This is a genomic window from Klebsiella sp. (genome assembly GCF_027492335.1).
In the GTDB taxonomy this organism is placed as follows: Bacteria; Pseudomonadota; Gammaproteobacteria; order Enterobacterales; family Enterobacteriaceae; genus Klebsiella; species Klebsiella huaxiensis.
Window position 1 is genome coordinate 75,782 of sequence record NZ_JAPUEW010000004.1, and the last position, 25,544, is coordinate 101,325.

General features: G+C 51.5%; 23 protein-coding genes and 2 tRNA genes. 22 read left to right on the top strand and 3 right to left on the bottom strand.

The features are described 5' to 3' along the window. Positions 1–162 precede the first annotated feature (162 nt). From rplU to cgtA, 4 genes are all read left to right on the top strand, one after another. A complete protein-coding gene (rplU, locus tag QVF11_RS00600) occupies positions 163–474 on the top strand; it encodes a 50S ribosomal protein L21 (protein ID WP_004106123.1) in 312 nt (103 codons plus the stop codon). A 19-nt stretch (positions 475–493) separates the two neighbouring features. Then, a complete protein-coding gene (rpmA, locus tag QVF11_RS00605; RefSeq protein ID WP_003861831.1) occupies positions 494–751 on the top strand; it encodes a 50S ribosomal protein L27 in 258 nt (85 codons plus the stop codon). A gap of 95 nt (positions 752–846) precedes the next feature. Beyond that, on the top strand, positions 847–1,812 hold the full coding sequence (locus QVF11_RS00610) for a DMT family transporter (RefSeq protein WP_112213560.1): 966 nt from the start codon (positions 847–849) through the stop codon (positions 1,810–1,812). A 15-nt stretch (positions 1,813–1,827) separates the two neighbouring features. Then, on the top strand, positions 1,828–3,000 hold the full coding sequence (gene cgtA / locus QVF11_RS00615; protein ID WP_142512700.1) for an Obg family GTPase CgtA: 1,173 nt from the start codon (positions 1,828–1,830) through the stop codon (positions 2,998–3,000). A gap of 44 nt (positions 3,001–3,044) precedes the next feature. Here the strand turns inward: cgtA and dacB are convergent, their stop codons facing one another. Further along, on the bottom strand, positions 3,045–4,478 hold the full coding sequence (dacB, locus tag QVF11_RS00620) for a serine-type D-Ala-D-Ala carboxypeptidase (RefSeq protein WP_287854756.1): 1,434 nt from the start codon (positions 4,476–4,478) through the stop codon (positions 3,045–3,047). A 235-nt stretch (positions 4,479–4,713) separates the two neighbouring features. Between dacB and greA the strand changes: the two genes are divergently transcribed. Next, a complete protein-coding gene (gene greA, locus QVF11_RS00625) occupies positions 4,714–5,190 on the top strand; it encodes a transcription elongation factor GreA (RefSeq protein ID WP_112213563.1) in 477 nt (158 codons plus the stop codon). A gap of 152 nt (positions 5,191–5,342) precedes the next feature. On the opposite strand, the gene yhbY is transcribed toward greA, so the two are convergent. Continuing rightward, complete coding sequence (yhbY, locus tag QVF11_RS00630) at positions 5,343–5,636, bottom strand: ribosome assembly RNA-binding protein YhbY (protein WP_142512729.1); 294 nt, start codon at positions 5,634–5,636, stop codon at positions 5,343–5,345. 124 nt (positions 5,637–5,760) lie between these two features. Between yhbY and rlmE the strand changes: the two genes are divergently transcribed. The 6 genes from rlmE to QVF11_RS00660 all read left to right on the top strand — a co-directional run bounded on the left by rlmE (position 5,761) and on the right by QVF11_RS00660 (position 11,359). Beyond that, positions 5,761–6,390 (top strand): 23S rRNA (uridine(2552)-2'-O)-methyltransferase RlmE, encoded by a 630-nt coding sequence (gene rlmE / locus QVF11_RS00635; protein WP_004106110.1) that lies wholly within the window; start codon positions 5,761–5,763, stop codon positions 6,388–6,390. Between the two features lie 99 nt (positions 6,391–6,489). After that, complete coding sequence (ftsH, locus tag QVF11_RS00640; RefSeq protein WP_112213564.1) at positions 6,490–8,424, top strand: ATP-dependent zinc metalloprotease FtsH; 1,935 nt, start codon at positions 6,490–6,492, stop codon at positions 8,422–8,424. Positions 8,425–8,521: 97 nt separating this feature from the next. Further along, complete coding sequence (gene folP / locus QVF11_RS00645) at positions 8,522–9,370, top strand: dihydropteroate synthase (protein ID WP_181484727.1); 849 nt, start codon at positions 8,522–8,524, stop codon at positions 9,368–9,370. Next, the gene (gene glmM / locus QVF11_RS00650) at positions 9,363–10,700 is read left to right on the top strand and encodes a phosphoglucosamine mutase (RefSeq protein WP_110272865.1); all 1,338 of its coding nucleotides are present in this window, start codon (positions 9,363–9,365) and stop codon (positions 10,698–10,700) included. Before folP ends, glmM begins: the two co-directional genes overlap by 8 nt. Positions 10,701–10,928: 228 nt before the next feature. Then, entirely contained in the window at positions 10,929–11,258 is a 330-nt protein-coding gene (gene secG, locus QVF11_RS00655; RefSeq protein ID WP_112213566.1) for a preprotein translocase subunit SecG, read from the top strand. 14 nt (positions 11,259–11,272) lie between these two features. Next, a tRNA-Leu gene (locus QVF11_RS00660) sits at positions 11,273–11,359 on the top strand. 155 nt (positions 11,360–11,514) lie between these two features. Here the strand turns inward: QVF11_RS00660 and argG are convergent. Continuing rightward, positions 11,515–12,858 carry an argininosuccinate synthase gene (argG, locus tag QVF11_RS00665; protein WP_112213567.1) on the bottom strand — a complete coding sequence of 448 codons (1,344 nt, stop codon included), beginning with the start codon at positions 12,856–12,858 and terminating at the stop codon, positions 11,515–11,517. A gap of 308 nt (positions 12,859–13,166) precedes the next feature. On the opposite strand from argG, the gene QVF11_RS00670 reads away from it, so the two are divergent. The 11 genes from QVF11_RS00670 (at position 13,167) to QVF11_RS00720 (ending at position 25,501) form a co-directional block, all read left to right on the top strand. Beyond that, a tRNA-Met gene (locus QVF11_RS00670) sits at positions 13,167–13,243 on the top strand. 206 nt (positions 13,244–13,449) lie between these two features. Then, positions 13,450–13,902 carry a ribosome maturation factor RimP gene (gene rimP / locus QVF11_RS00675; protein ID WP_142512701.1) on the top strand — a complete coding sequence of 151 codons (453 nt, stop codon included), beginning with the start codon at positions 13,450–13,452 and terminating at the stop codon, positions 13,900–13,902. A 27-nt stretch (positions 13,903–13,929) separates the two neighbouring features. Beyond that, positions 13,930–15,417 carry a transcription termination factor NusA gene (nusA, locus tag QVF11_RS00680; protein ID WP_110272868.1) on the top strand — a complete coding sequence of 496 codons (1,488 nt, stop codon included), beginning with the start codon at positions 13,930–13,932 and terminating at the stop codon, positions 15,415–15,417. 24 nt (positions 15,418–15,441) lie between these two features. After that, the gene (gene infB, locus QVF11_RS00685; protein ID WP_112213568.1) at positions 15,442–18,132 is read left to right on the top strand and encodes a translation initiation factor IF-2; all 2,691 of its coding nucleotides are present in this window, start codon (positions 15,442–15,444) and stop codon (positions 18,130–18,132) included. Between the two features lie 93 nt (positions 18,133–18,225). Beyond that, positions 18,226–18,627 carry a 30S ribosome-binding factor RbfA gene (rbfA, locus tag QVF11_RS00690; protein WP_110272870.1) on the top strand — a complete coding sequence of 134 codons (402 nt, stop codon included), beginning with the start codon at positions 18,226–18,228 and terminating at the stop codon, positions 18,625–18,627. Next, positions 18,627–19,571 carry a tRNA pseudouridine(55) synthase TruB gene (gene truB / locus QVF11_RS00695; RefSeq protein ID WP_112213569.1) on the top strand — a complete coding sequence of 315 codons (945 nt, stop codon included), beginning with the start codon at positions 18,627–18,629 and terminating at the stop codon, positions 19,569–19,571. The genes rbfA and truB overlap by 1 nt, the downstream gene beginning before the upstream one ends. Before the next feature lie 148 nt (positions 19,572–19,719). Next, complete coding sequence (gene rpsO / locus QVF11_RS00700; protein WP_004106090.1) at positions 19,720–19,989, top strand: 30S ribosomal protein S15; 270 nt, start codon at positions 19,720–19,722, stop codon at positions 19,987–19,989. Positions 19,990–20,230: 241 nt separating this feature from the next. Further along, the gene (gene pnp / locus QVF11_RS00705) at positions 20,231–22,366 is read left to right on the top strand and encodes a polyribonucleotide nucleotidyltransferase (protein WP_112213570.1); all 2,136 of its coding nucleotides are present in this window, start codon (positions 20,231–20,233) and stop codon (positions 22,364–22,366) included. A gap of 107 nt (positions 22,367–22,473) precedes the next feature. Next, complete coding sequence (gene nlpI / locus QVF11_RS00710; RefSeq protein ID WP_110272873.1) at positions 22,474–23,358, top strand: lipoprotein NlpI; 885 nt, start codon at positions 22,474–22,476, stop codon at positions 23,356–23,358. A 102-nt stretch (positions 23,359–23,460) separates the two neighbouring features. After that, positions 23,461–23,541 (top strand): protein YrbN, encoded by an 81-nt coding sequence (gene yrbN, locus QVF11_RS00715; protein WP_085903200.1) that lies wholly within the window; start codon positions 23,461–23,463, stop codon positions 23,539–23,541. Beyond that, on the top strand, positions 23,534–25,501 hold the full coding sequence (locus tag QVF11_RS00720) for a DEAD/DEAH family ATP-dependent RNA helicase (protein ID WP_142512704.1): 1,968 nt from the start codon (positions 23,534–23,536) through the stop codon (positions 25,499–25,501). The genes yrbN and QVF11_RS00720 overlap by 8 nt, the downstream gene beginning before the upstream one ends. Positions 25,502–25,544 lie beyond the last annotated feature (43 nt).

Here is a 25,544-nt window from a genome sequence, read left to right on the forward strand (position 1 = left end):
TGGCGTAGATAAACGTTGTAGTGAAAGTTGTGTTTTTTTTCTGCGTTGATCGCTGATCGCTCTTGTCAAAGGCTCGCGTTTTGCGTAATATTCGCGCCCTATTGTGAATATTTATAGTGCACTCTGAATCATACGAAGAGGTGCGCGGAAGCGGAGTTTTATATGTACGCGGTTTTCCAAAGTGGTGGTAAACAACACCGAGTAAGCGAAGGTCAAACCATTCGCCTGGAAAAGCTGGACATCGCAACTGGCGAAGCTGTTGAGTTCGCTGAAGTGCTGATGATCGCAAACGGTGAAGAAATTAAGATCGGCGTTCCTTTTGTTGAGGGCGGCGTAATCAAAGCTGAAGTTGTTGCTCATGGTCGTGGCGAGAAAGTTAAAATCGTTAAGTTTCGTCGTCGTAAACACTACCGTAAGCAGCAGGGCCATCGTCAGTGGTTCACTGATGTGAAAATTACTGGCATCAGCGCCTAAGACCTGAGGAGAGATTTAAATGGCACATAAAAAGGCTGGCGGCTCAACTCGTAACGGTCGCGATTCAGAAGCTAAACGCCTTGGCGTTAAGCGTTTCGGTGGCGAATCCGTTCTGGCGGGTAGCATCATCGTTCGTCAACGTGGTACCAAATTCCACGCAGGCACTAACGTAGGTTGCGGTCGTGACCACACTCTGTTTGCTAAAGCAGACGGCAAAGTGAAATTTGAAGTTAAAGGCCCGAACAACCGTAAATACATCAGCATCGTTGCTGAGTAAGTTTTTCGTGGTCCGGTAACGGATTAAAGCCCCGCAACGTGTTGCGGGGCTTTTTACATTAGAATCCCGGATATTTTTCTGCAGGGAAAACGGGCATGAAGCAGCAGGCCGGCATCGGCATTCTTTTAGCGCTCACCACTGCAATGTGCTGGGGTGCTTTGCCGATCGCTATGAAGCAGGTTCTTGAAGTGATGGAGCCACCGACGGTGGTCTTTTATCGCTTCTTGATGGCAAGTTTTGGTCTTGGGGCCATCCTGGCTATCAAAAGAAAGCTACCTCCGCTGCGCATCTTTCGCAAGCCGCGCTGGCTGATACTGCTGGCTATTGCGACAGGTGGTTTGTTCGGTAACTTCATTCTGTTTAGTTCTTCCCTGCAATATCTCAGTCCCACCGCTTCCCAGGTGATTGGTCAGTTGTCCCCTGTCGGTATGATGGTTGCCAGCGTTTTTATCCTCAAAGAGAGAATGCGCGGCACTCAGATTGTGGGGGCGATGATGCTGGTTAGCGGTCTGGTGATGTTCTTCAACACCAGCCTGATTGAGATTTTTACCCGCCTGACTGATTACACGTGGGGGGTAATTTTTGGTGTTGGGGCCGCGACGGTGTGGGTGAGTTATGGCGTCGCGCAAAAGGTGTTATTACGCCGTCTGGCATCACAGCAGATCCTTTTTTTGCTGTACACTTTATGTACGATAGCGCTTCTGCCGTTAGCGACACCATCGCAGGTACTGGCACTAAGCGACTGGCAACTGGCCTGCCTGGTTTTTTGCGGGTTGAATACTCTGGTGGGCTACGGTGCGCTGGCGGAAGCTATGGCGCGCTGGCAGGCGGCGCAAGTGAGCGCGTTGATTACCTTAACGCCGCTGTTTACGCTGTTATTTTCAGATTTATTATCACTGGCCTGGCCAGACGTTTTCGCCAGACCGCTGTTGAACCTGATGGGTTATCTCGGTGCGTTTGTCGTGGTTGCGGGCGCGATGTATTCCGCCGTCGGCCATCGTCTTTGGGGACGGTGGCGAAAGCGAGGAGCGGTTGTGCCGCTGCCCCGCTCAGGCGAATGATTTACGGAGAGTAAAATGAAGTTTGTTGATGAAGCAACGATCCTGGTCGTAGCAGGTGATGGCGGCAATGGTTGCGTTAGCTTCCGCCGCGAAAAATATATCCCGAGAGGCGGCCCGGACGGTGGTGATGGTGGTGATGGTGGTGATGTCTGGCTTGAAGCGGATGAGAACCTGAATACCTTGATCGACTACCGTTTTGAGAAGTCCTTCCGCGCTGAGCGTGGACAGAATGGTCAGAGTCGCGATTGTACCGGTAAGCGCGGTAAAGATGTGACGGTGAAGGTGCCGGTAGGGACCCGTGTGATTGACCAGGGGACCGGTGAGACGATGGGCGATATGACCAAGCACGGTCAACGTCTGATGGTCGCAAAAGGCGGCTGGCACGGTCTGGGTAACACCCGCTTCAAATCGTCCGTCAACCGTACCCCGCGTCAGAAAACCATGGGTACACCAGGCGATAAACGCGATCTGCAACTGGAGCTGATGCTGCTGGCAGACGTAGGGATGCTGGGAATGCCGAATGCGGGTAAATCCACCTTTATTCGTGCAGTCTCAGCAGCGAAGCCCAAAGTCGCTGATTATCCGTTTACTACGCTGGTACCGAGCCTCGGTGTTGTGCGTATGGACAACGAGAAGAGCTTCGTCGTTGCGGATATCCCAGGACTGATTGAAGGTGCAGCAGAGGGAGCCGGTCTTGGTATTCGCTTCCTGAAGCACCTTGAACGCTGCCGTGTACTCTTGCACCTCATTGATATCGAACCGATTGACGGCTCCGATCCGGTTGAGAACGCGCGGATCATTATCGGTGAGCTGGAGAAGTACAGCGAGAAACTGGCTTCTAAACCGCGTTGGCTGGTCTTTAACAAAATCGACCTGATGGATAAAGTCGAGGCGGAAGCCAAAGCGAAAACCATTGCTGAAGCGCTGGGCTGGGAAGACAAGTTCTATCTGATTTCTGCCGCCAGCCAGCAGGGGGTGAAGGATCTGTGCTGGGACGTGATGACCTTTATCATCGAAAATCCAATCGTTCATGCGGAAGAAGCGAAGCCCGCAGAAAAAGTCGAGTTTATGTGGGATGACTACCACCGTCAGCAGCTTGAAGAAGCTGAAGTGGAAGATGATGAAGATTGGGATGACGATTGGGACGAAGACGACGAAGAAGGCGTCGAATTCATCTACAAACGTTAACCTGGATAAACTGAAAGGGCCGCATATGATGCGGCCCTTTTGCTTTAGTTATTCTGATACAGGTCTTTGTACAGGCGGCTCTCAAACCGCACGAGCGGAATACGTCGATTGCGCTGATCGGCTGGCGGTACGGCATAGCCTGATAAATATTGCACGAAAGCGACCTTCTGCCCGCTGGCTGTAGTGATGAACCCGGCCAGGTTATACACCCCTTGCAGTGAACCCGTTTTGGCCGACACTTTTCCATCAACCCCTGCCTGATGTAGACCTGCACGGTATTGCAGAGAACCATCATGGCCAGCCAGTGGCAGCATTGAGATAAAGTTAAGCTCGTTATCGTGCTGAGCAATGTACTGCAGCACTTGCATCATCGTCGCGGGTGCGATGAGGTTATGGCGCGACAGACCTGAGCCATCGGCAATAATGGTATTCCCGAGATCCACACTGGCCTGCTGGCGCAGGATTTGCCGTACTGCATCGGAACCCGCTCGCCAGGTGCCCGGTACGCCGAAACGGGCGTGTCCAATGGTACGAAATACGGTATCGGCAATCATATTGTCTGATTTTTTCAGCATGATCCGCAGCAGGTCGTGCAGCGGTGCAGATTGGGTTGTTGCAAGCACGGTACCGGGGTCGTTAGCCAATGTCTGGCGCAGCAGCGTACCGCTCCAGGTAATACCGGCATCAGTCAGTTCAGATTTCAGAATCGCACCGGCATAGCCCGCACCATCCTGGATGGCGAAGGCCAGCGGTAACGGCTCGCTGCGCTGCGGCAGACATCCGGTCAAGGTGTAGCGATTTAGATCGCCGGGGACCACATCAAGCTCACAGTATTGTGCTTCAGAAGAGCCGCGGGCCAAAGTGCGCACCTGGCTGAACATGGTCACCGGGTAGTAAGATGCCACGCGGATAAACGCCAGATCTCCCGGCTTTTGCGCGCTGTAGAGCGAAATGGAGAAGCAGTTGCGATCGACAATAGCCGCCGCGGGGGGCGCGCTAAAGCATTGTGTCATATCATTCCACGGCCATCCTGGCGCTTTGTCATGACTGGCAAACACAGAAGTATCGATAAGCACATTGCCTTCAATACGCTGGACACCCGCTTTTTTCAACGTGGCGACCATATTACGTATATCCTGGCGTTTAAGCGTTGGATCGCCGCCGAAACGGGCAATAAGATCGCCCTTTAGTACGCCACCTTCAAGATTGCCTTTAGTTTCCAGCGTCGTAGTGAAGCGGAAATTCGGACCCAGTTGCAGCAGCGCGGCCAGAGCGGTTATCACTTTCTGGGTACTGGCTGGGAGCGCCATTTGTTGGCTGTGAAAGTCTATCTCCGGCGTCGGGGAGCCTACCTTTTGTGCCATAAAGGCAAGGTTCGCACCCGCAGGAAGCTGGTTGATGTACTCGTCAATATTCGCCGCTTGAGCGCTAATCGCTATGCCGGCAGTCAATCCGATGATAAATCTGGAAAATCGCATAATCTCGCGCTAACAACCTGAAACCGAGCCGTCATACTACGGTGCAACACCCTGTAAAGTAAACGATGACCCATAGTGAACTTCAGGGTAAAATACATATCAAATTGAAAATTGCTGCTGACCTGGGGATTGCTTCCCGGGTCGGTTTTCTTTTTGCTCCTGTCTTGCTTAAGGCTTGGCCGGTTGCGGAACGGCGGTGTCCGTTCCATGAAAGAATGATAAAGAGGTATAACAAATGCAAGCTATTCCGATGACCTTACGTGGCGCTGAAAAATTGCGCGAAGAACTGGATTTTCTGAAGTCCGTGCGCCGCCCTGAAATTATTGCAGCTATCGCTGATGCCCGTGAGCACGGCGATCTGAAAGAGAATGCTGAGTATCATGCCGCTCGTGAACAGCAGGGTTTTTGTGAAGGTCGCATTAAGGATATCGAAGCGAAACTGTCGAATGCGCAGGTTATCGATATCACCAAAATGCCCAACAATGGTCGGGTGATTTTTGGTTCTACGGTCAGCGTTCTGAATCTTGATACCGATGAAGAGCAGACTTACCGTATCGTTGGCGACGATGAAGCTGATTTTAAGCAAAATCTGATTTCTGTAAACTCGCCGATTGCACGTGGCCTGATCGGTAAAGAACAGGATGATGTTGTCGTAATCCGTACACCAGGCGGTGAAGTCGAATTCGAAATTATTAAGGTTGAGTACCTTTAATCCGAATTTACGGCTACGATGTTGATGGATTGTAAAGAAAGGAAAAAGGCCGCATAGCGGCCTTTTATCAACGTCCGGAGCATGGCATTTTGCTCGTCTACCCGCAGAAAACCCTCGATTTACACAAAGTTGTGTCGATAACCAGGATATTCTTAGCGTGGCAGCGAGATTTTACGCTCTTTAGCCGGGCGATACAGGACCAGCGTTTTACCGATGACCTGTACGTTACAGGCGCCGGTTTCGCGCACGATGGCTTCCACGATCAAGGTTTTAGTGTCGCGATCTTCCGAGGCGATCTTCACCTTGATAAGTTCATGGTGCTCTAACGCTTGTTCAATCTCGGCCAGTACCCCTTCGGTCAAACCATTGTTGCCAAGCATAACTACCGGCTTGAGCGGATGTGCCAGACCTTTCAGGTGCTGTTTTTGTTTAGTACTCAGATTCATCGTATTTTTTTGCTTACGTTGGGATTGAAAACGGTTCATTCTACCGCCATCTCCCATATATCGCCAAACTACCGTGTCGATTTTTACGTCGCAAAGTATGATGAACCCGAAATGGGAATGTTAAATGACAGGTAAAAAGCGTTCTGCCAGCTCAAGTCGTTGGCTCCAGGAACACTTTAGCGATAAATATGTTCAACAGGCACAGAAAAAGGGGTTACGTTCCCGTGCCTGGTTTAAACTTGATGAAATACAGCAAAGTGACAAAATTTTTAAACCGGGGATGACGATTGTTGACCTCGGCGCTGCACCCGGTGGCTGGTCGCAATACGCGGTTACGCAGATCGGTAACAGCGGCCGCATCATTGCTTGCGATCTTTTACCTATGGATCCAATCGTCGGTGTGGACTTCCTTCAGGGTGACTTTCGTGATGAATTAGTCCTGAAAGCGTTACTTGAGCGCGTAGGTGACAGTAAAGTACAAGTGGTCATGTCCGATATGGCACCAAATATGTGTGGAACACCGGCGGTGGATATTCCCCGGGCCATGTATCTGGTGGAATTGGCGCTTGGAATGGCTCGTGATGTATTAGCGCCAGGTGGTAGTTTTGTAGTGAAGGTGTTCCAGGGCGAAGGCTTCGATGAGTATCTAAGAGAGATTCGCTCCCTGTTTACGAAGGTCAAAGTTCGTAAGCCGGACTCTTCTCGCGCCCGTTCGCGTGAAGTGTACATTGTAGCGACCGGGCGTAAACCATAACCGGTAGATTTCAAACGAAAGTTTGAAAGAAACTGGATATAGAGTATCCTGACGCTGTTTTTAACACAGTTGTAATAAGAGGTTAATCCCTTGAGTGACATGGCGAAAAACCTAATACTCTGGCTGGTCATTGCCGTTGTGCTGATGTCAGTATTCCAGAGCTTTGGGCCCAGCGAGTCGAATGGCCGAAAGGTAGATTATTCAACCTTCCTGCAAGAGGTCAATCAGGACCAGGTTCGCGAAGCGCGTATCAACGGACGTGAGATTAACGTTACCAAGAAAGATAGTAACCGTTACACGACTTACATTCCGGTTAACGATCCGAAGCTGCTCGATAACCTGTTGACGAAAAACGTCAAAGTGGTTGGCGAACCGCCAGAAGAGCCAAGCCTGCTGGCTTCTATCTTCATTTCCTGGTTCCCAATGCTGTTGTTGATTGGTGTCTGGATCTTCTTCATGCGTCAGATGCAGGGCGGCGGTGGCAAAGGTGCCATGTCGTTCGGTAAGAGCAAAGCGCGCATGTTGACAGAGGATCAGATCAAAACCACTTTTGCCGATGTTGCGGGTTGTGACGAAGCAAAAGAGGAAGTGGCTGAACTGGTTGAATACCTGCGCGAGCCAAGCCGCTTCCAGAAACTGGGCGGTAAAATCCCGAAAGGCGTCCTGATGGTTGGTCCTCCGGGTACGGGTAAAACGCTGTTGGCGAAAGCGATCGCTGGCGAAGCTAAAGTACCGTTCTTTACTATTTCGGGCTCTGACTTTGTTGAAATGTTTGTGGGTGTCGGTGCATCACGTGTGCGTGACATGTTCGAACAGGCCAAGAAAGCGGCTCCATGCATTATCTTCATCGATGAAATCGATGCCGTTGGTCGCCAGCGTGGCGCCGGTCTTGGCGGCGGTCATGATGAACGTGAGCAGACTCTGAACCAAATGCTGGTTGAGATGGATGGCTTCGAAGGTAATGAAGGCATTATCGTGATTGCTGCGACTAACCGTCCTGACGTACTTGACCCGGCTCTGCTGCGTCCTGGCCGTTTTGACCGTCAGGTTGTGGTGGGTCTGCCGGATGTCCGTGGCCGTGAACAGATTCTTAAAGTTCACATGCGTCGCGTACCGCTGTCTCCTGATATCGATGCAGCAATCATTGCCCGCGGAACACCTGGTTTCTCCGGTGCTGACCTGGCAAACCTGGTGAACGAAGCTGCGTTGTTCGCTGCGCGTGGCAACAAGCGTGTTGTTTCGATGGTTGAGTTCGAGAAAGCGAAAGACAAAATCATGATGGGCGCGGAACGTCGCTCCATGGTGATGACAGAAGCGCAGAAGGAATCCACCGCGTATCACGAAGCTGGCCACGCGATTATTGGTCGTCTGGTTCCGGAACACGATCCGGTGCATAAAGTGACGATTATTCCGCGCGGACGTGCGTTGGGTGTGACCTTCTTCTTGCCTGAAGGCGACGCAATCAGCGCCAGCCGTCAGAAACTGGAAAGTCAGATCTCAACTCTGTACGGTGGTCGTCTTGCAGAAGAGATTATCTACGGCGTAGAGCATGTTTCTACCGGGGCGTCGAACGACATTAAAGTCGCGACTAACCTGGCGCGTAACATGGTGACCCAGTGGGGCTTCTCTGACAAACTCGGTCCGCTGCTGTATGCGGAAGAAGAAGGCGAAGTATTCCTTGGCCGTAGCGTTGCGAAAGCGAAGCATATGTCCGATGAAACGGCACGTATTATCGACCAGGAAGTGAAATCGCTGATTGAGCGTAACTACGATCGTGCACGTCGCCTTCTGAACGATAACATGGACATCCTGCACGCGATGAAAGATGCGCTCATGAAATATGAGACCATCGATGCACCGCAGATTGATGATCTGATGGCTCGCCGCGATGTTCGCCCGCCAGCTGGCTGGGAAGAACCGGGTTCATCTAATAATTCTGGCAATAATGGCACCCCGAGTGCGCCGCGTCCGGTCGATGAACCGCGTACGCCAAACCCGGGCAACACCATGTCAGAACAGCTAGGCGACAAATAAGTTAGCCGCTATTGATCTGCTGTACTTTTCTAAAACCCCTGGGCATCCGCTCCGGGGTTTTTCTTTTTTAACCTCTCTCTGATTCAGGGATTTTGTGATGAAACTCGTAGCCCAGGGCTCAACCCTCGATCTCTCTCACCCACATGTGATGGGTATTCTTAACGTTACCCCGGACTCGTTCTCTGACGGCGGAACCCACAATACGTTGGTGGAAGCGGTTAAACATGCCAATCTGATGATCAATGCAGGGGCAACTATCATTGATATCGGCGGAGAATCGACACGCCCGGGGGCTGTGGATGTTAGCGTTGAGGAGGAGCTGGCACGAGTGATTCCAGCGGTGGAAGCTATTGCTCAGCGCTTCGAGGTGTGGATTTCCGTTGATACATCGAAGCCGGAAGTCATTCGAGAGTCAGCGCGGGTCGGCGCGCATATCATCAATGATATTCGTTCGCTCACGGAGCCAGGTGCGCTGGAAGCGGCAGCTGAAACCGGGTTACCTGTATGTCTCATGCACATGCAGGGACAGCCGAAAACAATGCAGGAAGCGCCAAAGTATGCTGATGTCTTTGCTGATGTTGAGCGCTTTTTTGTCGAACATATTGTGCGTTGCGAGCAGGCTGGTATCTCAAAAGAGAAATTGCTGCTCGACCCGGGATTCGGTTTCGGTAAAAATCTTTCTCATAATTATGAACTGCTTGCCCGGCTTGGGGAATTCCATCATTTCGGTCTCCCGCTACTGGTAGGTATGTCGCGTAAGTCAATGGTAGGTCAGCTACTTAATGTTGGGCCGACAGAGCGCCTGAATGGTAGCCTGGCTTGCGCAGTCATTGCAGCAATGCAGGGCGCGCAGATTATCCGCGTCCATGATGTCAAAGAAACGGTAGAAGCGCTGCGTGTGGTGGAAGCTACCTTGGCCGCTAAGGAAAATAAACGTTATGAGTAACCGTAAATATTTTGGGACTGATGGTATTCGTGGCCGCGTAGGTGATGCGCCAATTACGCCGGAATTTGTATTGAAGCTTGGCTGGGCGGCAGGAAAAGTGCTGGCACGCCATGGATCGCGTAAAATTATTATAGGTAAAGATACACGTATTTCTGGCTATATGCTGGAGTCTGCGCTGGAAGCCGGTTTGGCTGCTGCGGGACTATCTGCTTCCTTTACCGGGCCGATGCCAACTCCGGCAATCGCCTATCTGACGCGTACGTTCCGTGCCGAAGCCGGGATTGTGATTTCCGCCTCGCATAATCCGTTCTATGACAATGGTATTAAATTTTTCTCCATCGAGGGCACTAAGTTACCGGATGAAGTTGAAGAAGCCATTGAAGCCGAGATGGAAAAGGAACTCACCTGCGTAGATTCTGCAGAACTGGGTAAAGCCAGCCGTATTGTTGATGCAGCAGGTCGCTATATTGAATTTTGTAAGGGAACCTTCCCGAACGAGCTGAGCCTTAATGCTCTGAAAGTCGTGGTCGATTGTGCTCATGGGGCGACTTACCATATTGCCCCAAGCGTTTTCCGTGAGCTGGGTGCTCAGGTTATTACAATGGGCTGCGAGCCTGATGGTCTCAATATCAATGAAGAAGTTGGAGCGACAGACGTTCGTGCTCTACAGGCCCGCGTATTGGCAGAAAAAGCTGACTTGGGTATTGCTTATGATGGTGATGGCGACCGCGTCATTATGGTTGACCATGAAGGCAACAAAGTTGATGGTGACCAGATTCTCTACATCATTGCCCGTGAAGGGTTACGTCAGGGGCAGCTAAGAGGCGGTGCCGTTGGGACACTCATGAGCAACATGGGTCTGGAACTGGCGCTCAAACAGCTAGGTATTCCTTTTGTTCGTGCAAAAGTAGGGGACCGCTATGTACTGGAGAAACTTCAGGAGAAAGGCTGGCGTATCGGTGCGGAAAACTCTGGTCACGTGATTCTGTTGGATAAGACTACGACGGGAGATGGTATCGTCGCCAGCCTGCAGGTGGTTGCGGCAATGGCGCGTAACCACATGAGTCTACATGACTTATGCAGTGGTATGAAAATGTTCCCGCAAATTCTGGTCAATGTTCGCTTTACTGAAGGTAGCGGTAATCCACTGGAACATGAACATGTGAAAGCGGTAACGGCAGAAGTGGAAACCGCGCTGGGTAACCGGGGGCGTGTGTTACTGCGTAAATCAGGAACTGAGCCGCTAATTCGTGTGATGGTAGAAGGTGAACATCAAGAGCAGGTACATGAGTTTGCTCATCGTATCGCTGATGCAGTTAAGAGCGTTTGATATATCTGGCTAAGTGATTAAAAAGGCGGCGCTTGTCGCCTTATAATCGACAAATAAACGTTTTTTGCTGTTTTTTTCCGCACTTGATACAATGCGCTGAAATTGCCCTTGCGAAGGTCATTCGCTTTGGTTAGTATTCACACCCGCTTCAGTGGGAAACATCAAAACGTCCCGCTTTATTGGTCGAAGCACTTGGTATGCGGCGAATCCGCAAGGAACAGGTTGATTATGTACGAAGCTCTTTTAGTTGTTTTCCTTATTGTGGCGATTGGCCTGGTTGGTCTGATTATGCTGCAGCAAGGTAAAGGCGCTGATATGGGAGCCTCCTTCGGAGCAGGCGCTTCCGGCACGTTGTTTGGTTCTAGTGGTTCAGGTAACTTCATGACCCGCATGACAGGCATTCTTGCTGCGCTGTTCTTCATCATCAGTCTGGCGCTGGGTAACATCAACAGCAACAAGACCAATAAAGGAAGTGAGTGGGATAATCTGAGTGCTCCAAAAACTGAGCAAACTCAGCCGACAGCTCCGGCCCAGCCGAGCAGTGATATCCCGCGCTAATAAATAGTATCCGTACCGAGGTGGTGGAATTGGTAGACACGCTACCTTGAGGTGGTAGTGCCCTAACGGGCTTGTGGGTTCGAGTCCCATCCTCGGTACCAATATTTCGAAGAAAAGACGCTGAAAAGCGTCTTTTTTTTCGTCTAAAGAAAGCGAAAAGAAGCATCGCTCCTGTTATTACTCCGCTTCGCCTTGATGCCGTTGTTTGCTGTATAAAAAAGGCCGCTAGCGCGGCCTTCGGTATTTTCTCTGGAAACTACTTACCTTTATTCTCCAGGTTTTCCACCTGCGGTAAGCCGGTAGCAGAAGAGGCCGTCAGTAGTCCAGACTGAGCGTAGCCAAACAGCTTCTCGCGGGTATCAGTGATATCCAGGTTACGCATGGTTAACTGGCCAATACGATCCTCGGCGGAGAACATCGAGTCGCCTTTTTCCATCGTCAAACGCTCTGCCTTATAAGTCAGATTATCAGAGACAGTATTCAGGATGGAGTAGTCGTTGCCACGACGCAGTTCCAGAGTCACTTCGCCAGTGATTTGGCTTGCCACCCAGCGTTGCAGACCGTCACGCAGCATCAGTGCTTGAGAGTCAAACCAGCGTCCTTGATACAGCAGGCGACCCAGCTGGCGACCATGCGCATGGTATTGCTCGATAGTGTCTTCATTGTGAATACCGGTCAGCAGACGCTCATAAGCAATATGCAGCAGCGCCATCCCCGGGGCTTCATAAATCCCACGGCTCTTCGCTTCAATAATACGGTTTTCAATCTGATCGCTCATACCCAGACCATGGCGACCGCCGATGCGGTTGGCTTCCATCATCAGCTCAACGTCATCACTGAAGGTCTGTCCATTCAGCGCAACCGGGTGACCCTGTTCAAAACGAACGGTAACTTCTTCCGCAGGAATTTTGACGTTTTCGTCCCAGAATTTGACACCCATGATCGGGTTAACAATCTTGACGCTGGAGTTCAGAAACTCAAGATCTTTGGCTTCGTGCGTTGCGCCCAGCATGTTGGAGTCAGTGGAGTAGGCTTTTTCAACGGACATTTTATAATCGAAGCCACAGGAAATCATAAACTCGGACATTTCCAGGCGGCCGCCTAACTCATCGATAAAGTCGCTATCCAGCCATGGTTTGTAAATTTGCAGCTCGGCATTGGTTAGCAGACCATAACGATAGAAGCGTTCGATATCGTTGCCTTTATAGGTGCTACCGTCGCCCCAGATGTTTACACCATCTTCTTTCATCGCGGCAACCAGCATGGTACCGGTGACAGCGCGACCCAAAGGAGTCGTGTTAAAGTAGGTCAATCCACCGGTGGTGTTATGAAATGCACCACACTGAATGGCGGCGATGCCTTCAGCGACCAGTTGCTTACGGCAGTCGATCAGACGAGCGCCTTCTGCACCATATTCTTTAGCACGACGAGGAATGGCATCATAATCGTCTTCGTCTGGCTGGCCGAGGTTGGCGGTATATGCATAGGGGACTGCGCCTTTTTTGCGCATCCAAAGCAGTGCGGCACTGGTATCCAGTCCACCAGAGAAAGCGATACCAATACGTTGACCAACCGGGAGATGCTTGAGAATCGTCGTCATAAAATAAAACCCTGCTAGATAGACTGTGGTGAGTTCGACTCAACAATCTTAATTGCATGTTTATGCATTAATTGTGAGTTTTCATTTAATCATCTTTTGCTGGAGACAGGAAGGGGCTGATTGTCTTTTTACTAAAAAACCCCTGAAATACCAGTACAAACGAAAACCGGGTAATGTGAAATTCATGTTGACAAAATATATGATGTATTAATACAATTCACCACGATTTTATGTCCCGTCCTCGGTACCAAATCCCAGCAGTATTTGCGTCTTTTACTCAAAGCGAGTAAAATATGCCACGTTTCAGGCGCGGGGTGGAGCAGCCTGGTAGCTCGTCGGGCTCATAACCCGAAGGTCGTCGGTTCAAATCCGGCCCCCGCAACCACTTTCCCATTAAGTACTTTTTCAAATATACTGTGAGGACCGGGTCCTTCGTAGCCGAATTTGAAAGAATTCTTCTGGAAAGTGTTCCAGATCGCAGTTGCGATCTCAGGGTTCAGTTATCTAAAGCCCCGATTTATCGGGGTTTTTTGTTATCTGACTTCAGAATAACTGGGCTATACGCCCTTTTTTTATGTCTTGGGGGTGGGTTTGTCCACATTAGAGCAAAAATTAACAGAGATGCTCACTGCGCCAGTTGAAGCGCTTGGCTTTGAGCTGGTTGGCATCGAATTTATTCGCAGTCGCACATCCACACTGCGCATCTATATTGATAGTGAAAATGGCATCAATGTTGATGATTGTGCTGATGTGAGCCACCAGGTCAGTGCTGTCATGGATGTCGAAGACCCGATCACCGTCGCTTATAATCTGGAGGTTTCTTCCCCAGGTCTTGAGCGTCCAATGTTTACCGCCGAACACTATGAGCGTTTCTCCGGTGAAGAGGTTTCGCTGGTTCTGCGCATGGCGGTACAAAACCGACGCAAATGGCAGGGCATTATCAAAGCGGTAGACGGTGAGATGATCACGGTAACCGTCGAAGGCAAAGATGAAGTGTTCGCGCTGAGTAACATCCAGAAGGCGAACCTGGTTCCCCACTTTTAACAGTCTGGATTGAGGTGAAAGGCCCCGATGAACAAAGAAATTTTGGCTGTTGTTGAAGCCGTTTCCAACGAAAAGGCGCTGCCACGTGAGAAGATTTTCGAAGCGTTGGAAAGTGCGCTAGCAACGGCTACCAAGAAAAAATACGAGCAAGAGATCGATGTTCGCGTAGAAATCGATCGTAAAAGCGGTGATTTCGATACCTACCGTCGCTGGCTGGTCGTCGAAGAAGTGACAATGCCGACTCGTGAGATCACGCTGGAAGCTGCACGCTACGAAGACGAAAGCATGAATCCTGGCGACTACGTCGAAGATCAGATCGAATCCGTCACTTTTGACCGTATCACTACACAGACAGCGAAGCAGGTTATCGTACAAAAAGTGCGTGAAGCCGAGCGTGCAATGGTCGTCGATCAGTTCCGTGAGCACGAAGGTGAAATTATCACCGGCGTAGTGAAAAAGGTGAATCGCGACAATATTACGCTGGATCTTGGTAGTAATGCTGAAGCTGTGATCCTGCGTGAAGATATGCTGCCGCGTGAAAACTTCCGTCCGGGCGATCGTATCCGTGGTGTACTGTATGCAGTACGCCCAGAAGCACGTGGTGCTCAGCTATTTGTCACCCGTTCTAAACCAGAAATGCTGATCGAATTGTTCCGCATTGAGGTTCCAGAAATTGGTGAAGAAGTTCTCGAAATTAAAGCCGCCGCTCGCGACCCTGGCTCTCGTGCTAAAATCGCAGTGAAAACCAACGACAAGCGTATTGACCCGGTCGGTGCTTGCGTAGGTATGCGCGGTGCGCGCGTTCAGGCAGTTTCAACTGAGCTGGGTGGTGAACGTATCGATATCGTTCTTTGGGACGATAATCCGGCGCAGTTCGTGATTAACGCGATGGCACCGGCTGACGTTGCGTCTATCGTGGTGGATGAAGACAAACACACCATGGATATCGCAGTAGAAGCAGGCAATCTGGCGCAGGCAATTGGTCGTAATGGTCAAAACGTGCGTCTTGCTTCGCAACTGAGTGGTTGGGAACTCAACGTCATGACCGTTGACGACCTACAGGCTAAGCATCAGGCTGAAGCTCATGCAGCAATTGATACCTTCACTAAATATCTTGATATTGATGAAGATTTCGCCACACTGCTGGTTGAAGAAGGTTTCGCCACTCTGGAAGAACTGGCCTACGTGCCAATGAAAGAACTGCTAGAAATTGACGGTCTGGATGAATCCACCGTTGAAGCACTTCGTGAGCGTGCGAAAAATGCGCTGACCACGCTGGCGCTGGCTAAGGAAGAAAGTCTGGGAGACAGCAAACCTGCAGATGATTTATTGAATCTGGAAGGTTTGGACCGCTCTCTGGCATTTACCCTGGCTGCCCGTGGTGTTTGTACGCTGGAAGATCTCGCCGAGCAGGGCATTGATGATCTGGCTGATATCGAAGGCTTAACTGACGAAAAAGCCGGAGAGCTCATCATGGCCGCACGTAATATTTGTTGGTTCGGCGACGAAGCGTAATAAACTGTAGCAGGAAGGAACAGCATGACAGATGTGACCATTAAAGCGCTGGCCTCAGAAATTCAGACCTCTGTGGATCGCCTGATACAGCAATTTGCTGATGCAGGGATTCGCAAATCGGTTGATGATTCTGTGACCGCGCAAGAGAAGCAAACCTTGTTGACGCACCTGAACCGTGAACACGGCTCGGCGCCCGACAAGCTGACGCTGCAGCGCAAAACGCGCAGCACGTTAAATATTCCAGGTACCGGTGGAAAGAGTAAATCGGTACAAATCGAAGTCCGCAAGAAACGCACCTTTGTGAAACGCGATCCGCAAGAGGCTGAACGCCTTGCCGCGGAAGAGCAGGCGCAGCGTGAAGCGGAAGAGCAAGCCCGTCGTGAGGCAGAAGAATCGGCCAAACGCGAGGCGCAATTAAAAGCTGAACGTGAGGCCGCAGAACAAGCTAAACGTGAACTCGCTGAGAAAGCGAAACGTGAAGCCGCGGAAAAAGACAAAGTGAGCAATCAACAAACCGACGATATGACCAAAACCGCCCAGGCTGAGAAGTCCCGCCGCGAGAACGAAGCAGCGGAGCTGAAGCGCAAATCGGAAGAAGAAGCACGCCGCAAACTTGAAGAAGAAGCGCGCCGTGTAGCGGAAGAAGCACGCCGTATGGCTCAAGAAAATGAAAAGAACTGGACTGAAACTCCAGAAACCCCTGAAGAAACTACCGACTATCACGTAACGACTTCTCAGCATGCGCGTCAGGCTGAAGATGATAACGATCGTGAAGTAGAAGGTGGTCGTGGTCGTACCCGTAGTACTAAGGCTGCGCGTCCGGCGAAGAAAGGTAATAAACACGCTGAGTCTAAAGCCGATCGTGAAGAAGCCCGTGCAGCTGTTCGCGGTGGCAAAGGCGGCAAGCATCGTAAAGGTTCTGCTCTGCAACAAGGTTTCCAGAAGCCAGCTCAGGCAGTTAACCGTGATGTTGTGATTGGCGAAACCATCACCGTTGGCGATCTGGCGAACAAAATGGCAGTCAAAGGCTCTCAGGTCATCAAAGCAATGATGAAATTGGGCGCAATGGCTACCATCAACCAGGTCATCGACCAGGAAACCGCACAGCTGGTTGCCGAAGAGATGGGCCACAAAGTGACCCTGCGTCGTGAGAATGAGCTGGAAGAAGCGGTAATGAGCGACCGCGATACTGGCGCTGCGGCTGAACCGCGGGCACCGGTTGTGACCATCATGGGTCACGTCGACCACGGTAAAACTTCTCTGCTCGACTATATTCGTTCAACTAAAGTCGCATCCGGCGAAGCGGGTGGTATTACCCAGCATATCGGTGCTTATCACGTTGAAACTGATAACGGTATGATCACCTTCCTGGATACCCCGGGTCACGCCGCATTTACTTCCATGCGTGCTCGTGGTGCTCAGGCGACAGATATTGTTGTTCTGGTTGTTGCTGCCGATGATGGCGTTATGCCGCAGACTATTGAAGCTATCCAGCACGCGAAAGCGGCGCAGGTTCCTTTAGTCGTTGCGGTAAACAAAATCGACAAACCAGAAGCTGATATGGATCGCGTTAAGAACGAACTGTCCCAGTACGGTGTTATGCCGGAAGAGTGGGGCGGCGAAGCGCAGTTCATCCCTGTATCTGCAAAAGCGGGTACCGGTATTGACGATTTGCTGAATGCTATCCTGCTGCAGGCTGAAGTTCTGGAACTGAAAGCGGTTCGCAATGGTATGGCGAGCGGCGCGGTTATCGAATCCTTCCTTGATAAAGGTCGTGGTCCGGTTGCTACCGTTCTGGTTCGTGAAGGCACGCTGCATAAGGGCGATATCGTTCTGTGTGGCTTCGAGTATGGTCGCGTTCGTGCAATGCGTAACGAACTGGGTCAGGAAGTACTGGAAGCGGGTCCGTCCATTCCGGTTGAAATCCTCGGTCTGTCCGGTGTTCCGGCTGCCGGTGATGAAGTGACTGTTGTTCGTGACGAGAAAAAAGCGCGTGAAGTTGCGTTGTATCGTCAGGGTAAATTCCGCGAAGTTAAGCTGGCGCGTCAGCAGAAATCTAAACTCGAGAACATGTTTGCTAACATGACCGAGGGCGAAGTTCACGAAGTGAATGTCGTACTGAAAGCGGATGTTCAGGGCTCTGTGGAAGCTATCTCCGATTCTTTACTGAAACTGTCTACTGACGAAGTGAAAGTGAAAATTATCGGTTCCGGCGTAGGTGGTATCACCGAAACCGACGCAACCCTGGCGGCTGCATCCAATGCTATTCTGGTTGGCTTTAACGTACGTGCCGATGCATCTGCTCGTAAAGTTATCGACGCGGAAAGTCTGGATCTGCGCTACTACTCCGTCATCTATCATCTGATCGACGAAGTGAAAGCGGCAATGAGCGGCATGCTGTCTCCGGAACTGAAACAGCAGATTATTGGTCTTGCTGAAGTGCGTGATGTGTTCAAATCACCGAAATTCGGTGCCATCGCGGGCTGTATGGTTACCGAAGGGACGATTAAACGTCATAACCCAATCCGCGTACTGCGTGACAACGTGGTTATCTATGAAGGTGAGCTGGAATCCCTGCGTCGCTTCAAAGATGACGTTAACGAAGTCCGTAACGGCATGGAATGTGGTATCGGTGTTAAGAACTACAACGACGTTCGCGTTGGCGATATGATCGAAGTGTTCGAAATTATCGAGATTCAACGTACCATCGATTAATCGTTTAGTAGGCCGGGGAAGCGCAGCGCCACACCCGGTTATACAAAATTAAAGGGGGCCGCGTGGCCCCCTTATTTGTCTGGAGAATTTATTATGGCGAAAGAATTTGGTCGCCCGCAGCGCGTAGCGCAGGAGATGCAAAAAGAGATTGCTATTATCCTGCAACGCGAAATTAAAGACCCGCGCCTGGGCATGATGACGACCGTTTCCGGCGTGGAAATGTCTCGCGATCTGGCCTATGCCAAAGTGTTTGTTACCTTTCTGAACGACCAGGATGAAGCCGCTGTAAAAGCGGGTATCAAAGCGTTGCAGGAAGCATCCGGTTTTATCCGCTCGCTGCTGGGGAAAGCAATGCGCCTGCGTATCGTTCCTGAGCTGACGTTCTTCTACGACAACTCATTAGTAGAAGGGATGCGCATGTCGAATCTGGTAACCAGCGTGGTGAAGCATGATGATGAACGTCGTGTGAACCCGGACGACAGTAAGGAGGACTAATGAGTCGTCCTCGTCGTCGCGGTCGTGATGTGCACGGCGTATTGTTGCTGGATAAACCGCAAGGTGCGTCCAGTAACGACGTGCTACAGAAAGTAAAACGTATTTATAACGCCAACCGGGCCGGGCACACTGGTGCACTGGATCCTCTTGCGACCGGTATGCTGCCGATTTGCCTTGGGGAAGCGACCAAATTTTCCCAGTATCTGCTGGATTCCGATAAGCGCTACCGCGTGATTGCTAAGCTTGGTCAGCGAACTGATACTTCTGATGCCGATGGGCAGGTCGTGGAAGAACGTGCGATGACCTTTAGCGCGGAACAGCTTGCTGCGGCACTCGACAGCTTCCGTGGGGAAACCCAGCAGGTACCGTCGATGTATTCGGCGCTGAAATACCAAGGGAAAAAACTGTACGAATATGCCCGTCAGGGGATTGAAGTACCACGTGAATCCCGACCAATTACAGTCTATGAGCTACTGTTCATCCGTCATGAAGGTGATGAACTTGAGCTGGAAATTCACTGTTCTAAAGGTACCTACATTCGCACAATTATCGATGATCTAGGTGAGAAACTTGGCTGCGGTGCGCATGTGATTTTCCTGCGTCGTCTTGCGGTCAGTAAATACCCGGTTGAGCGGATGGTGACACTGGAGCAACTGCAGGCTCTGGTTGAGCAGGCTAATACGCAAGATATTCCAGCAGCGCAGCTTTTGGACCCGTTACTGATGCCAATGGACAGTCCCGCTTCGGATTATCCGCTGGTTAATATTCCGGAAACTTCGGCAGTATACTTTAAAAACGGTAACCCCGTTCGTACCTCGGGCGCGGGGCTGCACGGATTAGTTCGTGTGACCGAAGGTGAAGAAGAAAAGTTTCTTGGCATGGGTGAGATTGACGACGAAGGCCGTGTGGCTCCCCGTCGGCTGGTGGTTGAATACCCTGCCTGAGTGCTTTTCTTGCGATAAAAGGCTGCTGCGAGTAGAATATCGCCGCTTAATGCCCGCCAAAGTGTTTTAACATTTTCGGGTGTTATATCAGGGGTTGCTGAATTAGAGATCGGCACCCTTTCTTTCTTTTAATTTTTGGAGTTTGAAAATGTCTCTAAGCGTTGAAGCTAAAGCAAAAATCGTTTCTGAGTTTGGTCGTGGCGAAAACGACAGCGGTTCTACTGAAGTTCAGGTTGCCCTGCTGACTGCACAGATCAACCACCTGCAAGGTCACTTTGCAGAGCACAAAAAAGATCACCACAGCCGTCGTGGTCTGCTGCGTATGGTTTCTCAGCGTCGTAAACTGCTCGACTACCTGAAACGTAAAGATGTTGCACGTTACTCTTCGCTGATCGAGCGTCTGGGTCTGCGTCGCTAATTCTGCGAGTTTCAGAAAAGGGGCCTCACGGCCCCTTTTTTCGACCGGGCGGCAGCAATTCACTGGAAACTCATGTATTGTTGCTATTAATGATCTTCGTGCAGAGGTTCGCGCGGCTAATGAGAGGCTTCATCCGCAGGGGCGGGTAAAGGTTGTCATTAGTCGCGAGGATGCAGGGGATCGGGTCATTAGATATCGTATCGTGGATACGATGTCATCGATATATAAAAAGGATAGAACTTTGCTTAATCCGATCGTTCGTAAATTCCAGTACGGCCAACATACCGTAACGCTGGAAACTGGCATGATGGCGCGTCAGGCAACTGCCGCCGTAATGGTAAGCATGGATGACACTGCGGTATTTGTTACCGTTGTTGGTCAGAAAAAAGCGAAACCAGGCCAGGACTTCTTTCCGCTGACCGTTAACTATCAGGAGCGTACCTACGCTGCTGGTCGTATTCCGGGTAGCTTCTTCCGTCGTGAAGGCCGTCCGAGTGAAGGCGAAACGTTGATCGCGCGTCTGATTGACCGCCCGGTTCGTCCGCTGTTCCCGGAAGGCTTCGTTAACGAAGTCCAGGTTATTGCAACTGTCGTTTCCGTTAACCCGCAGGTTAACCCGGATATCGTGGCAATGATTGGTGCATCTGCTGCCCTGTCCCTGTCCGGCATTCCGTTCAACGGCCCTATCGGCGCTGCACGTGTTGGTTATCTCAATGACCAATACGTACTGAACCCGACTCAGGACGAGCTGAAGGAAAGCAAGCTGAACCTGGTTGTTGCCGGTACAGAAGGTGCTGTGCTGATGGTTGAATCCGAAGCGGAACTGCTGAGTGAAGACCAGATGCTGGGTGCTGTTGTGTTTGGTCACGATCAGCAGCAGGTTGTTATCCAGGCGATCAACGACCTGGTAAAAGAAGCCGGTAAACCACGCTGGGATTGGCAGCCTGAAGCCGTAAACGAAGCGCTGAATGCGCGGGTTGCTGCGCTGGCTGAAGCTCGCCTGAGCGATGCTTACCGCATCACTGACAAACAAGAGCGTTATGCTCAGGTTGACGTGATCAAATCTGAAACCATCGCTACTCTGGTTGCGGAAGATGAAACCCTGGACGCTAACGAACTGGGTGAAATCCTGCACGCTATCGAGAAAAACGTTGTTCGTAGCCGCGTACTGGCAGGCGAGCCGCGTATTGATGGTCGCGAAAAAGACATGATCCGCGGTCTGGACGTTCGTACTGGCGTACTGCCACGTACTCACGGTTCTGCACTGTTCACCCGTGGCGAAACTCAGGCGCTGGTTACCGCGACCCTGGGCACCACCCGTGATGCACAGAACCTCGACGAGCTGATGGGCGAGCGCACTGACAACTTCCTGTTCCACTACAACTTCCCTCCGTACTGCGTAGGCGAGACTGGCATGGTTGGTTCTCCGAAGCGTCGTGAAATCGGTCATGGTCGTCTGGCGAAACGCGGCGTGCTGGCAGTGATGCCGGATCTGGACAAATTCCCGTACACCGTACGAGTTGTGTCTGAAATCACCGAATCCAATGGTTCTTCTTCCATGGCTTCCGTGTGTGGTGCTTCTCTGGCGCTGATGGACGCAGGTGTGCCGATTAAAGCCGCCGTTGCGGGTATCGCAATGGGTCTGGTGAAAGAAGGCGAGAACTTTGTTGTTCTGTCTGACATCCTTGGCGATGAAGATCACCTGGGCGATATGGACTTCAAAGTGGCGGGTACCCGCGATGGTATCTCTGCGCTGCAGATGGATATCAAAATTGAAGGTATCACCAAAGAGATCATGCAGGTTGCTCTGAACCAGGCTAAAGGTGCGCGTCTGCACATCCTGGGCGTGATGGAACAGGCGATCAACGCGCCGCGCGGCGACATCTCTCAGTTCGCTCCGCGTATCCATACCATTAAGATCAGCCCGGACAAGATCAAAGACGTTATCGGTAAGGGCGGTTCTGTTATTCGTGCTCTGACCGAAGAAACCGGCACTACTATCGAAATCGAAGATGACGGTACTGTGAAGATCGCAGCGACCGACGGTGAGAAAGCGAAGTATGCTATCCGTCGTATCGAAGAGATCACTGCTGAGATCGAAGTTGGCCGTATCTACAATGGTAAAGTGACCCGTATCGTTGACTTTGGCGCGTTTGTTGCCATTGGCGGCGGTAAAGAAGGTCTGGTTCATATTTCTCAAATCGCCGATAAGCGCGTTGAGAAAGTGACTGACTACCTGCAGATGGGTCAGGAAGTACCGGTTAAAGTTCTGGAAGTTGACCGCCAGGGCCGTGTCCGTCTGAGCATTAAAGAAGCAACTGAACAAACTCAGCCTGCGAACGCGCCGGAAGCTCCGGCCGCTGAACAGGGCGAGTAAGGTTGCCGTTTGCCCTCCGCATTGCGGAGGGCGTATTACGGGCAGGACGCCTTGTTTGCAGCCGGGGAACTGGACGTTCATCCAATCGTTGTCTTCGGGAGTGGGAAATGAAGCCTTTTTTGCGCTGGTGTTTCGTGGCGACAGCTCTCACGCTGGCAGGATGCAGCAATTCTGCCTGGCGTAAGGACGCAGTCCTCGCGGTGCCATTGCAACCGACTTTGCAGCAAGAAGTGATTCTGGCGCGCATGGAACAAATTCTTGCCAGTCGGGCTTTAACCGATGACGAACGCGCACAGCTTTTATATGAGCGCGGAGTGTTGTATGATAGTCTCGGTCTGAGGGCATTAGCGCGAAATGATTTTTCACAAGCGCTGGCAATCCGACCAGATATGCCTGAAGTATTCAACTACTTAGGCATTTATTTAACGCAGGCAGGCAATTTTGATGCTGCCTATGAAGCGTTTGATTCTGTACTTGAGCTTGATCCAACTTACAACTACGCGCACTTAAATCGCGGCATCGCTCTGTATTACGGTGGTCGTGCTAAGTTAGCGCAAGATGATCTGCTGGCGTTTTATCAAGACGATCCCAATGATCCTTTCCGAAGCCTGTGGCTTTATCTCGCTGAGCGTAAGCTCGATGAGAAGCAGGCGCTTGAAGCACTGAGACAGCGCTTAGACAAATCGGACAAAGAACAATGGGGATGGAACATTGTCGGGTTCTACCTTGGCGACATTAGCGAAAAAGAGCTAATGGACCGTCTGAAGGCAGACGCAACGGATAACACCTCGCTCGCTGAGCATCTCAGTGAAACCAACTTCTATTTAGGTAAGTACTACCTAAGTCTGGGGGACAAGGACAGCGCTACGGCACTGTTCAAACTGGCGGTCGCAAACAACGTTCATAACTACGTTGAGCACCGATACGCATTGTTGGAATTATCGCTCTTGGGCCAGGAGCAAGATGACCTGGCAGAATCGGACCAGCAATAGCTGACGAACACATCAGCCCAATTTTTTTATTGCCATCACCTTAACGGGTGAGGGCGTTGTTGTTCGTTAATACACCTACTTTGAGCCGGTTCACACTTTTCAATGAAAATTACCGTAAATTTTCACGATGAGTTATGTAGACTGGCCGCCATTAATTTTGAGGCACACGTACTACATGGCTGAATTCGAAACCACTTTTGCAGATCTGGGCCTGAAGGCTCCCATCCTTGAAGCGCTTAACGATCTGGGTTACGAAAAACCATCTCCGATCCAGGCTGAGTGCATTCCGCATCTTCTGGGCGGCCGTGACGTTCTGGGTATGGCCCAGACGGGTAGCGGTAAAACCGCAGCGTTTTCTTTACCGCTGCTGAACAACCTTGATCCTGAGCTGAAAGCGCCGCAGATTCTGGTGCTGGCACCGACCCGCGAACTGGCGGTACAGGTAGCTGAAGCAATGACGGATTTTTCTAAACATATGCGCGGCGTAAACGTGGTTGCCCTTTACGGCGGCCAGCGTTATGACGTGCAGCTACGCGCACTGCGTCAGGGGCCACAAATCGTTGTCGGTACCCCGGGTCGTCTACTGGATCACCTGAAACGCGGTACGCTGGATCTCTCTAAACTGAGCGGTCTGGTACTGGATGAAGCTGACGAAATGCTGCGCATGGGCTTTATCGAAGACGTAGAAACGATTATGGCGCAGATCCCGGAAGGTCATCAGACCGCTCTGTTCTCCGCCACCATGCCGGAAGCGATTCGTCGTATTACCCGCCGCTTTATGAAAGAGCCGCAGGAAGTTCGCATCCAGTCCAGCGTCACTACTCGCCCGGACATCAGCCAGAGCTACTGGACTGCTTACGGTATGCGTAAAAACGAAGCGCTGGTGCGTTTCCTGGAAGCGGAAGATTTTGATGCGGCGATTATTTTCGTGCGTACCAAAAACGCGACCCTGGAAGTGGCCGAAGCGCTGGAGCGTAGCGGCTACAACAGCGCCGCGCTGAACGGCGACATGAACCAGTCCCTACGTGAGCAGACTCTGGAGCGTCTGAAAGACGGTCGTCTGGATATCCTGATCGCTACCGATGTTGCGGCCCGTGGCCTGGACGTTGAGCGTATCAGCCTGGTTGTTAACTATGATATCCCGATGGATTCAGAGTCTTACGTTCACCGTATTGGCCGTACCGGTCGTGCGGGTCGTGCTGGCCGTGCGCTGCTGTTCGTTGAGAACCGCGAGCGTCGTCTGCTGCGCAACATCGAACGTACTATGAAGCTGACCATTCCTGAAGTCGAACTGCCGAACGCAGAGCTGCTGGGCAAACGTCGCCTGGAAAAATTTGCCGCGAAAGTTCAGCAGCAGCTGGAAAGCAGCGATTTGGATCAGTACCGCGCACTGCTGGCGAAAATCCAGCCATCTGCTGAAGGCGAAGAGCTGGATGTTGAAACTCTGGCCGCAGCGCTGCTGAAAATGGCTCAGGGTGAACGTCCGCTGATCCTGCCTCCGGATGCGCCGATGCGTCCGAAGCGTGAGTTCCGTGACCGTGACGATCGTTTCGAGCGTCGTGGCGACCGCAACGATCGTGGCCCGCGCGGTGATCGCCCTGAACGCAGTGGCGAAGATCGTCCTAAGCGTGAGCGTCGTGACGTTGGCGATATGGAACTGTACCGTATTGAAGTGGGCCGTGATGATGGCGTTGAAGTTCGTCATATCGTTGGCGCGATTGCTAACGAAGGCGATATCAGCAGCCGTTACATCGGTAACATTAAGCTGTTTGCTTCTCACTCCACCATCGAGCTGCCGAAAGGCATGCCGGGTGAAGTACTGCAGCACTTTACTCGTACTCGCATTCTGAACAAACCGATGAACATGCAGCTGCTGGGTGATGCTCAGCCGCGTCCTGAGCGCAGCGGCGAACGTCGCGGCGGCGGCGAGCGTCGTGAAGGCGGCCGTGGTTTCGGTGGCGGTGAGCGTCGTGAAAGCCGTGGGTTTGGCGGCGAACGCCGTGAAGGTGGTCGTGGTGATGGTCGTCGTTTCAGCGGCGAGCGTCGTGACGGTGGTAACCGCGCACCGCGCCGCGATGATGCCGGTGCTGCTCCGCGTCGTGATGACTCCGCAGGCCGTCGTCGTTTCGGTGGCGATGCGTAATTAGCATTATCCGCTAACGTAAAGTAAATGATACAGCCCCGAT

Excerpts from the sequence above, each read along its gene's own strand:
- ftsH (WP_112213564.1), top strand. The coding sequence starts at position 6,490 with ATGGCGAAAAACCTAATACTCTGGCTGGTCATTGCCGTTGTGCTGATG.
- rbfA (WP_110272870.1), top strand. The coding sequence starts at position 18,226 with ATGGCGAAAGAATTTGGTCGCCCGCAGCGCGTAGCGCAGGAGATGCAA.
- rlmE (WP_004106110.1), top strand. The coding sequence starts at position 5,761 with ATGACAGGTAAAAAGCGTTCTGCCAGCTCAAGTCGTTGGCTCCAGGAA.
- rplU (WP_004106123.1), top strand. The coding sequence starts at position 163 with ATGTACGCGGTTTTCCAAAGTGGTGGTAAACAACACCGAGTAAGCGAA.
- rpmA (WP_003861831.1), top strand. The coding sequence starts at position 494 with ATGGCACATAAAAAGGCTGGCGGCTCAACTCGTAACGGTCGCGATTCA.
- dacB (WP_287854756.1), bottom strand. The coding sequence starts at position 4,478 with ATGCGATTTTCCAGATTTATCATCGGATTGACTGCCGGCATAGCGATT.
- rpsO (WP_004106090.1), top strand. The coding sequence starts at position 19,720 with ATGTCTCTAAGCGTTGAAGCTAAAGCAAAAATCGTTTCTGAGTTTGGT.
- glmM (WP_110272865.1), top strand. The coding sequence starts at position 9,363 with ATGAGTAACCGTAAATATTTTGGGACTGATGGTATTCGTGGCCGCGTA.
- QVF11_RS00720 (WP_142512704.1), top strand. The coding sequence starts at position 23,534 with ATGGCTGAATTCGAAACCACTTTTGCAGATCTGGGCCTGAAGGCTCCC.
- nusA (WP_110272868.1), top strand. The coding sequence starts at position 13,930 with ATGAACAAAGAAATTTTGGCTGTTGTTGAAGCCGTTTCCAACGAAAAG.
- yhbY (WP_142512729.1), bottom strand. The coding sequence starts at position 5,636 with ATGAATCTGAGTACTAAACAAAAACAGCACCTGAAAGGTCTGGCACAT.
- nlpI (WP_110272873.1), top strand. The coding sequence starts at position 22,474 with ATGAAGCCTTTTTTGCGCTGGTGTTTCGTGGCGACAGCTCTCACGCTG.
- QVF11_RS00610 (WP_112213560.1), top strand. The coding sequence starts at position 847 with ATGAAGCAGCAGGCCGGCATCGGCATTCTTTTAGCGCTCACCACTGCA.
- folP (WP_181484727.1), top strand. The coding sequence starts at position 8,522 with ATGAAACTCGTAGCCCAGGGCTCAACCCTCGATCTCTCTCACCCACAT.
- yrbN (WP_085903200.1), top strand. The coding sequence starts at position 23,461 with ATGAAAATTACCGTAAATTTTCACGATGAGTTATGTAGACTGGCCGCC.
- infB (WP_112213568.1), top strand. The coding sequence starts at position 15,442 with ATGACAGATGTGACCATTAAAGCGCTGGCCTCAGAAATTCAGACCTCT.
- greA (WP_112213563.1), top strand. The coding sequence starts at position 4,714 with ATGCAAGCTATTCCGATGACCTTACGTGGCGCTGAAAAATTGCGCGAA.
- argG (WP_112213567.1), bottom strand. The coding sequence starts at position 12,858 with ATGACGACGATTCTCAAGCATCTCCCGGTTGGTCAACGTATTGGTATC.
- truB (WP_112213569.1), top strand. The coding sequence starts at position 18,627 with ATGAGTCGTCCTCGTCGTCGCGGTCGTGATGTGCACGGCGTATTGTTG.
- secG (WP_112213566.1), top strand. The coding sequence starts at position 10,929 with ATGTACGAAGCTCTTTTAGTTGTTTTCCTTATTGTGGCGATTGGCCTG.
- cgtA (WP_142512700.1), top strand. The coding sequence starts at position 1,828 with ATGAAGTTTGTTGATGAAGCAACGATCCTGGTCGTAGCAGGTGATGGC.